General features: G+C 69.3%; 7 protein-coding genes. 2 read left to right on the plus strand and 5 right to left on the minus strand.

The features are described 5' to 3' along the window. Positions 1–295 precede the first annotated feature (295 nt). A complete protein-coding gene (locus ABGA98_RS45475; RefSeq protein ID WP_347624715.1) occupies positions 296–1,774 on the minus strand; it encodes a phosphodiester glycosidase family protein in 1,479 nt (492 codons plus the stop codon). Between the two features lie 256 nt (positions 1,775–2,030). On the opposite strand from ABGA98_RS45475, the gene trpS reads away from it, so the two are divergent. Continuing rightward, positions 2,031–2,993 carry a tryptophan--tRNA ligase gene (trpS, locus tag ABGA98_RS45480; RefSeq protein ID WP_347624716.1) on the plus strand — a complete coding sequence of 321 codons (963 nt, stop codon included), beginning with the start codon at positions 2,031–2,033 and terminating at the stop codon, positions 2,991–2,993. Between the two features lie 35 nt (positions 2,994–3,028). Here the strand turns inward: trpS and ABGA98_RS45485 are convergent, their stop codons facing one another. From ABGA98_RS45485 to ABGA98_RS45500, 4 genes are all read right to left on the minus strand, one after another. Further along, entirely contained in the window at positions 3,029–3,412 is a 384-nt protein-coding gene (locus ABGA98_RS45485) for a cupin domain-containing protein (RefSeq protein ID WP_347624717.1), read from the minus strand. Positions 3,413–3,439: 27 nt separating this feature from the next. After that, entirely contained in the window at positions 3,440–5,056 is a 1,617-nt protein-coding gene (locus ABGA98_RS45490) for a PucR family transcriptional regulator (RefSeq protein ID WP_347624718.1), read from the minus strand. Between the two features lie 65 nt (positions 5,057–5,121). Then, positions 5,122–6,750, minus strand: coding sequence for an AMP-binding protein (locus ABGA98_RS45495; RefSeq protein WP_347624719.1), 1,629 nt, complete (start codon positions 6,748–6,750; stop codon positions 5,122–5,124). A gap of 13 nt (positions 6,751–6,763) precedes the next feature. Beyond that, positions 6,764–7,462, minus strand: a complete 699-nt coding sequence (locus ABGA98_RS45500; RefSeq protein ID WP_347624720.1) for a TetR/AcrR family transcriptional regulator — start codon at positions 7,460–7,462, stop codon at positions 6,764–6,766. Positions 7,463–7,517: 55 nt separating this feature from the next. Here ABGA98_RS45500 and ABGA98_RS45505 point away from each other — a divergent pair, with 55 nt between their 5' ends. Continuing rightward, complete coding sequence (locus ABGA98_RS45505; protein ID WP_347624721.1) at positions 7,518–8,987, plus strand: MFS transporter; 1,470 nt, start codon at positions 7,518–7,520, stop codon at positions 8,985–8,987. Positions 8,988–9,115 lie beyond the last annotated feature (128 nt).

Consider the following 9,115-nt stretch of genomic DNA (forward strand, 5'->3'; position numbering starts at 1 on the left):
AACCCGGAAGTTAAGCTTCTCTGCGCCGATGGTACTGCACTCGGGAGGGTGTGGGAGAGTAGGTCACCGCCGGACAATCTTTCTGGAGGGGGTTTCGACGCGCACAGCGTCGAAACCCCCTCTTTTTGTGTTGGGGCACCTCCGCGACCGGGCCGCGTCGAAAGCCTCTCTTGAATGCTCAGCCGGGAGTCCGGTGGAGCGACGCCCTGGAACTGCGGCGTCCGCAACTGGACAAGGGACCCGTGCGTGGTGGCACGGGTCCCTTACGGCTGGTTCTGGGCGGTGGCTCCGGGCGTTACTTGGGGAGGACCAGGAGAGCGTCGCCGATGCCGCGTTCCGAGCCGTCAGAGGGCCGGTTGACGACCTTGTTGTCGACCACCATCGCTGTCGAGCCGCCACCGTCCAGGTTGATGGCCTGCTCGGCGCCGAGCCAGCGCATGAACTGGGCTGCCTCCACGAAGTTCGCGCCGACGGTCACTCCGGGCTGCCGGCCGTCGATGGCGGCCAGGATGAGGCTGCCGTTCCTGGTGGTGCCGAGGAGCGTGCGCGGGTGGCGGCGGAGGATCATGTTCATCGAGTCATGGCCGTCACGCTTGGCGGTGATCCTGACCTTGCCGTTGCGCACCAGCCCGACGCCGCCCGCGATGACGTTCAACTCGGGGGTCAGCTTGAGTGCCTTGTTGGTGCGCAGGTCGACGACCTTGGTGTCGATCTTCACCTTCCAGTCCTGCCAGGCATGCTCGTTGAGCCAGTCGGCGCCCACGCCGTTGCCGTGCAGCACCCGCATGCCCTTGACGATCTTCCCGCCGGAGGCGCGCAGGCCGACGACCTTGCCGTCGGCGTCGATCACGGCGTCGGTGCCGCCGGCGGGGGTCTTGGCGCCGTACTCCTCGGTGTAGAGGACCAGTTCGTCGGTGGCGGCAGCCCGGTTGACGCCGTTGACCTCGGTCTTCTCGCCGTCCTGCGAGATCGCGGTCACGGACGTCTTCAGCTCGGTGATCTTGACGGACCTGCCTCTGAGCACCACGGCCGAGCGTCCGGGGACGGCCTCGCTCAGGAGCTTGCCGTTCACCACGGACGCGCCGACGGGCTCGCCGCGCAGCGCCTTGGCGGTGTGGATATTGAAGAAGCCGCCGTTGACGCCGACCAGCGCCTTGGCTGCCTTGGCCATCGACGAGACGGTTTCGCGCTTGGCCACGCTCTTGCCGAGCGAGGCCACGTACGAGCCGCGGAAGGCCTTTCTGTCGATCATGACGACTTTGACGTTCCAGGGGCCCGTGGTCTTGAGGCCGTCGTCGCCGAGGTAGTCGACCTTGACCTTCAGGTCGGCCTTCGCGAGTTGCTTGGCGGTCTTCTCGGCCTTCTTCTTGTCCTTGAAGGACCAGAGGCCGACCCGCACCATGTACACGGTCTGGGAGGGGGCGTCGGCGACGCCGGGCCTGACCACCTTCTGCAGGCTGGGGGTTTCCCCGGCGGCCTCCACCTCGGCCGCCTTGGCCTCGGCGGTCGGGAGGGTCCCGTAGTCGCGGCCCGACGGCATCAGCACGGTCACGGTGTAACCGTCGGTCGACGTGCCCGCCTGCACGTCGTACAGGTCGATGCCCTGTGCCACGGTCGTCATCTTCCTGGTCGCCGCGGGCCGGGTGCCCAGCGGGAACTTGGCCGACGGAAACCTGACCGACGCCTGCTCGGCCGCGACGGACGCGACCGGCAGCGTGGTGAGGGTGAGTGCCGCGGCTATGGCCAGGCCGCCGGCAAGGGTGCGTCGAGACATGAATTCTCCAGAGGGCGGTAAAAGGACCGCACCATCCTGACGAGATCAAGGTCTCTAAGGCAGGCGAACACGCGAAAGAAGTGGAGAGGTTACGAGATTGACACCACCAGTGGATACAATTCGGATATGACACAGAGCGGCATGTGGTGGTGGCCTGTAGACGGCCACTGATTCCCCATGTCCGGGCCGTCTCGAGACGGCCCGGTTAACGTGCGGGTTCTCTCCGGGACGGCATTAATCCCAAAGGAGAGACACCATGAAAGACGTCGTGCTCACGGGTGACCGTCCGACCGGGCCGCTGCACCTGGGCCACTATTTCGGTTCGCTGGCCAATCGCGTCCAACTGCAGGACGTCCATCCCATGTACGTCCTGATCGCCGACTACCAGGTGATCACCGACCGCGACCTGCCCGGCAAGATCCAGCGGAACATCACCGAGTTGCTGCTCGACTACCTGGCCGTCGGGCTCGACCCGGCCAAGGTCACGATCTTCCGGCACAGCGCGGTTCCCGAACTGAACCAGTTGCTGCTGCCGTTCCTCAGCCTGGTGTCGGTGGCGGAGCTGCAGCGCAACCCCACGGTGAAGGACGAGATCGCGCACAGCTCGCAGCGGGCGGTCAGCGGCCTGATGTTCACCTATCCGGTGCACCAGGCGGCCGACATCCTGTTCTGCAAGGGCACGCTGGTGCCCGTCGGCAAGGACCAGCTTCCGCACGTGGAGATGACGCGGCTGGTGGCTCGCCGCTTCAACGAGCGGTACGGCGAGGTGTTCCCGCTGCCCGAGGCCATGATGGGGAAGCACCCGCTGCTCAGAGGGCTCGACGGCGGCAAGATGAGCAAGAGCCGCGGCAACGCGATCACCCTGTCGGCCACCGAGGACGAGACGGCCGCCCTCATCCGCAAGGCCCGCACCGACTCCGACCGGCTGATCACGTTCGACGAGACGTACCGCCCCGAGGTGGCCAATCTGCTCACGCTGGCGGCCATCTGCCTGGGCCGGTCACCGCAGGACGTCGCGGAGGAGATCGGGTACGGTGGCGCCGCCGCGCTCAAACGCCTGGTGACGGAGGCGGTCAACGAGTTCCTGCGCCCGATCAGGAAGCGCAGGAAGGAGCACTCAGAGCAGGACGTGCGGCAGATCCTGGCCGACGGCGACGAGCGGGCGCGCGAACGGGCGGTCGTCACCCTCGACGAGGTGCGGGCCGCGATGGGGTTCTAGCGACGCGGAGTGGCGCACGGGCGATGGTGAGCGGTTCATGCGGGTTGCCGGGTCTGATAGACCTGCCGGAGCGTCTCATGCACGATCCACGTGGTTCTCGCGCCCTCGGCCAGCAGTCCGACGTCGCCGGGGCCGACCTCGATCGTGGTGCCGCCCTCGACGGCGATCGTGGCGCGGCCCGACAGCACGACGAAGATCTTGTCGGTCTCCACGTCCGTCACCACGCCGGGTGTGATCTCCCAGATGCCGCGGCCCCCGCCTAGCTCCAGTGAGGAGGCGGCGGGTGCGCCCGCCACGATCTGGCCGGGATCGAGCTCGTCCGGGGTCAGGCGCACGTCGTGGACGGGCACCGAGAAGGCTCCCGCGGTGGCCAGCATGCGGCCGAGGTCGGCCAGATCGGGCATCAGTACATCAGACATATCGCCCATTCCAGCACATCGGGCTGCTCACCGGCTCTCCCGGCGGAAGGACTCCAGGGCCAGCAGAGCCACATGGAGGGAAAGACAGGACTCGACGTCGTCGAGATCGGTGTCCAGGATGCGTTCGAGGCGGCGCAGGCGGTCGTAGAAGGCGGGCCTGGACAGATGGGCCTTCTGGGCGGCGACCGCCTTGTTCCTGCCCGCGTCGAGATAGATGCGCAGGATGCGGGTGAGATCGCCGCCCCGCTGCGCGTCGTGGGCCAGCAGCGGGCCCAGCTCCCGCTCGGCGAACGTCTGCAACCTCGCGTCGTCGCGCAGCAGGTGGAGCAGGCCGCGCAGGCGCAGGTCGGGCAGCCGGTAGAAGGCCCGGCCGTCCGGCTGGCGGACCGCCACGTCGGCCACCTGCTCGGCTTCGAGAAAGCTGCGGCGTACGTCCCTGATGGACTCCACCAGCGAGCCCGCCGCCAGCACGAAGGCCGAGCCGGGCCGCCACAACACGCGCAGCCGGTCGGCCAGCGCGGTCAGCGCCGCCTCGGCCTCGGCGCGCGGCGGCAGCGGCATCAGGACCCCGACCCGCTCCTGGTCGAGCGCTCCCACGAGGGCGGGCAGCCGCGCGTCGCGGCAGGCGGCGGCGGTCGCCTCGGCCAGCTCGCCGAGCAGCGCCTGGCCGTCCAGCGCCTGGTCCACCGGGTCGGTCGGCCTGATGACCACGCTGACGAGCTTGCGCCCGGTGAGCGGCACGCCGACCGCGCGGGCGCGGGCCGCGGCCTCCTCGGGGTCGGCGTAGGCGTGGGTGAGGATGCCGGTGATGATCGTGCCGTGCGCCTGGCGTTCGAGCGACTCCTGGTGGCGCTCCAGCAGGCGGCCCAGGGCGAGCGTGGTGGCGGCGCGCTCGGCCAGCACCATGTCGCGCGGGCTCGGCGAGGAGTCGCAAATCAGGATCAGCCGCCCCCAGTCCTGCCCCCGCGCGCCGACCGTGGTGACCAGCCATCCCGAGGCCGCGTCGTACGCGGTGCGTTCGGCCGGGGCCACCGCCCTGGACCTGCTCTCCCACCCCGCCAGCAGGGCGCCCGCGTCGCGGCCGGCGGACTCGCAGGCCAGCACCTGGTGGGCCAGGTTCTCCAGCAGCACGGGCCGGCCGGACAGCCTGGCCACCTGGGCCAGCACCTCGGCGGGCGAGGCGCCTTCGACCGACAGCTCGGTGAAGACCTCGTGCAGCTGCTCGGAGGCTCGCAGCTCCTCCAGCTGGATGTCGATGATCCGGGCGTGCACGGACTCGGTGATCTGCACGAACGGCGTCTCGCGGGTCAGCACGATGAGCGGCAGGCCGTGCTCCTCGGCGGTCTTGACCACGGCGCGCGGCAGCTCGCGGACGAACTTGCGGCCCAGCTCCACGATCAGGCCCGAGGCGCCCACGGAGGAGAGCTCGCCGATGTAGTCGGCGAGCTTCTCCGGGTCGTCGGGGAGCGCGACGCCCGTGGTGAGGACGAGCTCCCCGCCGCGCAGGAGATGAGCGATGTCGGCGATCTCGCCGACGTGCACCCACCGCACCTTGGTGTCGAGCCGGTCGGCGCCCGCGACCACGCGCGGGTTGCCCCGGCGCACGGTCTCCAAGGCGAGGACATCGGCGATGGTGGGCAACACGGGGCAGAGCCTAGCTGATCAGCCTGTAAGAACGGGTAAAGGGGGATTTACACTGTGAGTTCTTGTCATGGCGCCAGGTCCTCCTCGCGGAACTCGCGGCGAGGCTCGCGTACCCGCAGCTCAACCCGCCGGATCTTGCCGGAGATGGTCTTCGGCAGCTCGTCGAACTCCAGCCGCCGCACCCGCTTGAACGGCGCCAGCTCCCGGCGGCAGTGCTCGAAGATGGCCCGTGCGGTCGTCTCGTCCGGTTCGAAGCCGGGAGCGAGGGTCACGTAGGCCTTCGGCACGGCCAGCCGCACCGGGTCGGGGGCGGGGACCACGGCGGCCTCCGCCACGGCGGCGTGCTCCAGCAGGACGCTCTCCAGCTCGAACGGCGAGATGCGGTAGTCGGAGGCCTTGAAGACGTCGTCGGTGCGGCCGACGTAGGTGATGTAGCCGTCCTGGTCGCGGGTGGCGACGTCGCCGGTGTGGTAGAAGCCCTCGCGCATGGCTTCACTAGATCCACCGACATATCCGGACATGAGGCCTAGGGGGCGGCGGTCGTCCAGCGGCAGGCAGATCTCACCGTCGTCCCCCTGCTCGCCCGAGACCGGGTCGATGAGCACCACCTCGTAGCCCGGCAGCGGCCGCCCCATCGAGCCCGGCCTGACCGGGTCGTCCGGCGCGTTGCCGATCTGCGCGGTGGTCTCGGTCTGCCCGTAGCCATCCCTGATGGTGATTCCCCACGCCTTGGCCACCTGGTCGATGATCTCCGGGTTGAGCGGCTCGCCGGCGGCCACGGCCGTGCGCAGCGGCAGCCGCCAGGCCGCGAGGTCCTCCTGGATGAGCATCCGCCACACGGTCGGGGGCGCGCAGAACGTGGTGACCCGCTCGTCGCGCAGCACCTCCAGCAGGGCGCGGGCGGAGAAGCGCTGGTAGTCGTGGATCAGCACGGTGGCGCCGGCGTTCCAGGGGGCGAACACGTTGCTCCACGCGTGTTTGGCCCAGCCCGGGGACGACACGTTGAGGTGCACGTCGCCCGGCCGCAGGCCGATCCAGAACATGGTCGACAGGTGCCCGGCGGGATAGGAGGCGTGCGTGTGCTCGACCAGCTTCGGTTGCGAGGTCGTGCCGGAAGTGAAGTAGAGCAGGAGCGTGTCCTGTGCCCGGGTGGGCCCGTCGGGGACGAAGTGCTCGGGCGCTTCGTACGCCTCGTGGTAGGACAGCCAGGTGTAGGCGTCACCGACGGCGATCTTCGTGTATTCGCCGCCCGTGAACTTGCCCGCGTCGGCGGCGTTGGCGATCACGTGGGCGACGCCGCCGCGCTCGATGCGTTCCGCGATGTCCTTCGCGGTCAGCAGCGTGGTGGCGGGGATGATGACCGCGCCCAGCTTCATCGCCGCCAGCAGCGACTCCCACAACTCGGCCTGGTTGCCCAGCATGAGCAGGATCCGGTCGCCGCGCCGCACGCCCTGCTGGTGCAGCCAGTGGGCGACCTGGTTGGAGCGGGCCGACAACTCGGCGAAGGTGTAGGAGGCGCTGCTCGCGCCGACGATCTTCAGCGCGACGGCGCCGGGTGTCTCCGCGGCCAGCACCCCGTCGAACCAGTCGAGCGCCCAGTTGAACTCCGACGGCTCCGGCCAGCGGAAGTCGCGGCGCGCGGTGTCGGGGTCGGAGCCGAGAAGGAAGTCACGGGCGGCGCGGAAATCGCTCATGTCTCGGATCCTGCTACGTCGCCAGCCGCCGCTCAAGGCCGTCGAGCATCGACACGAGCCCGAAGTCGAAACACATCTCCCGCATCGCCAGCGGATCGTCGTAGCTGTCCATGTTGATGCGCTCCAGCATGTCGGGGTGGCCTGCGGCGGCCTTGGCGACCGCGGCGCGCATCTCGTCGGCGTCGTACCGGGCTCCCATCGTGGCGTTCCAGGCGGTCTCGGGGATCGTCATGCCGAACACGTAGGCGGTCAGCGTGGCGTTGGCGAAGTCGACGTCGAGCCCGGTGAACCCGGCCGCCTTGAACATCTTGCGCATACGGTCCGCGACGTCCATCGCGTGCGGGCCGAGCGCGGGCAGGCGGCCGATGAGGTCGGCCGACCACGGGTGGCGCAGGACCACCTTGCGCATGCCGTGGGCCAGGGCCGAGGCCGAGTCGCGCCAGCCCACCCGGTCGGGATCGGGGACGGTCATCTCGCCCCACACCTCGTCGTAGGCCAGCTCCAGCAGCTCGTCCTTGGTGGCGACGTACCAGTAGAGGCTGGTGGCGCCGGCGCTCAGCTTGGCGCCGAGCTTGCGCATGCTCAGCCCGCTGAGCCCTTCCTGGTCGAGCATCTCCACGGCGGCTCTGACGATCTCCTCGCGGCTGCGGCCGGGAGTGGCCGCCTTGCGCGGCTCGCGGAGCCATACGGAGGTGAACTGCTTGCCGGTCATACGCCCATGATAAAAGCACTCGCACGTCGTACGAGGTTTGCCGTACACTGTGCGAGTGAACTCGAACGCTGTACGAGACCCCCGTCGGTGGTGGACTCTCGTCGTCCTGTGCCTCTCGCTTCTGGTGCTGACCGTGGACGGCACCGTGCTCAACCTGGCGATCCCGTCGCTCATCGAGGAGCTCGGCGCCACGTACTCCGACATCCAGTGGATCCTGGACGCCTACGTGCTCGTCTTCGCGGGCCTCCTGCTGACCGCGGGCAGCCTGTCCGACCGGTACGGGCGCAGGAGGTTCCTGGTCATCGGCCTGGCCCTCTTCGGCGGGGCGTCGCTGCTCGCGGTGCTGGCCACCGAGCCGTGGCAGGTGATCGGCGCGCGGGCGCTGATGGGCGTCGGCGGATCGATCCTGATGCCCTCGACGTTGTCCATCCTCATGACCGTCTTCGCCGAGGACGAGCGGCGCAAGGCCATGGCCATCTGGGCCAGCGTCGCCATGCTCGGCGTGATCGCGGGGCCGACGCTGGGCGGCTTCATGCTGGAGCACTACTGGTGGGGTTCGGTCTTCCTGCTGAACATCCCGATCGCGGCGGTGGCCATCATCGCCGCCTACGTCCTGATGCCGGAGACCCGCAGCGGCGGGCGGAAGATCGACCCGGTCGGCGTGGTGCTGTCGATCGTCGGCCTGACCGCGGGCGTCTACGTCATCATCGAACGCGAGTGGAACCCCCTGGTCATCGCCCTCGCCGTGATCGCCCTGGCCGCCTTCGTGGTCTGGGAGCGCCGCTCCGAGCACCCGATATTGCCGCTGGTGTTGTTCAGGAACCGCAACTTCGGCGGTGCCTCCTTCTCGATCCTGCTCATGTCGTTCGGCGCCGGCGCCGTCATGCTGATGCTGACGCAGTACCTGCAGTTCGTGCTGGGCTACGGCGAACTGCGGGCCGGGCTCGCCATGCTGCCGCAGGCCGCCGCCGCGGTGCTGTTCAACGGGATCGGCGCGGGGCTCGGGAAGAAGGTGAGCAACCGGATGCTGGTCTCGGGCGGTCTGCTCGTCATGGCCGCCGGCTTCGTGGTGATGGCGAGCACCACCGGTTACCTGCCGCTGATGTGCGCCCTGGTGCTGATGGGCGCGGGTGGAGGGCTGGCCGGGCCGTCGGCGTACGCGTCGCTGATGGGGGCGATCCCGCTGGAGCACGCCGGTGTCGGTTCGGCGCTGAACGACACCGTCCAGCAGGTGGGCCTCGCCCTGAGCATCGCCGTGCTGGGCAGCGTGCTGGCGGGGGTGTTCACCTCGTCCATGCCCGACGGCGTGCCCGCGGCGGCTCAGGAGTCGATCGGTGAGGCGTTCAGGCTCGGCATGGCGGAGCCCGCCAGGGAGGCGTTCACCACCGCGATGCACGTCGGGTCGTGGGTGGGGGCCGGGTTCACCGTGGCCGCCGCGCTGCTCGCGTTCACGGTGTTGCGGCCTGCCGCCGGCCCGGCCTCCGGCGCCGTCGAGGCACGCGAGCCCGCCGCCGAGGGGGTCTAGCGGCAATGCCGTGTAGTTAAGCGTGTGTGAGTGGAGTCAAGACCACTCGAAATAGACACGGAGCTCCTGCTAGAACGGTGTCGACCAAGATCACTGTTCGGTGCAGGAGCTCCGTTGGAAGCCAAGTC

Source organism: Nonomuraea sp. B1E8, assembly GCF_039871515.1.
Lineage (GTDB): Bacteria > Actinomycetota > Actinomycetes > Streptosporangiales > Streptosporangiaceae > Nonomuraea.

What these genes read in the sequence shown, in the direction of transcription:
- ABGA98_RS45475 (WP_347624715.1), bottom strand. Translation starts at nt 1,774, where the DNA reads ATGTCTCGACGCACCCTTGCCGGCGGCCTGGCCATAGCCGCGGCACTC.
- ABGA98_RS45500 (WP_347624720.1), bottom strand. Translation starts at nt 7,462, where the DNA reads ATGACCGGCAAGCAGTTCACCTCCGTATGGCTCCGCGAGCCGCGCAAG.
- ABGA98_RS45485 (WP_347624717.1), bottom strand. Translation starts at nt 3,412, where the DNA reads ATGTCTGATGTACTGATGCCCGATCTGGCCGACCTCGGCCGCATGCTG.
- ABGA98_RS45495 (WP_347624719.1), bottom strand. Translation starts at nt 6,750, where the DNA reads ATGAGCGATTTCCGCGCCGCCCGTGACTTCCTTCTCGGCTCCGACCCC.
- trpS (WP_347624716.1), top strand. Translation starts at nt 2,031, where the DNA reads ATGAAAGACGTCGTGCTCACGGGTGACCGTCCGACCGGGCCGCTGCAC.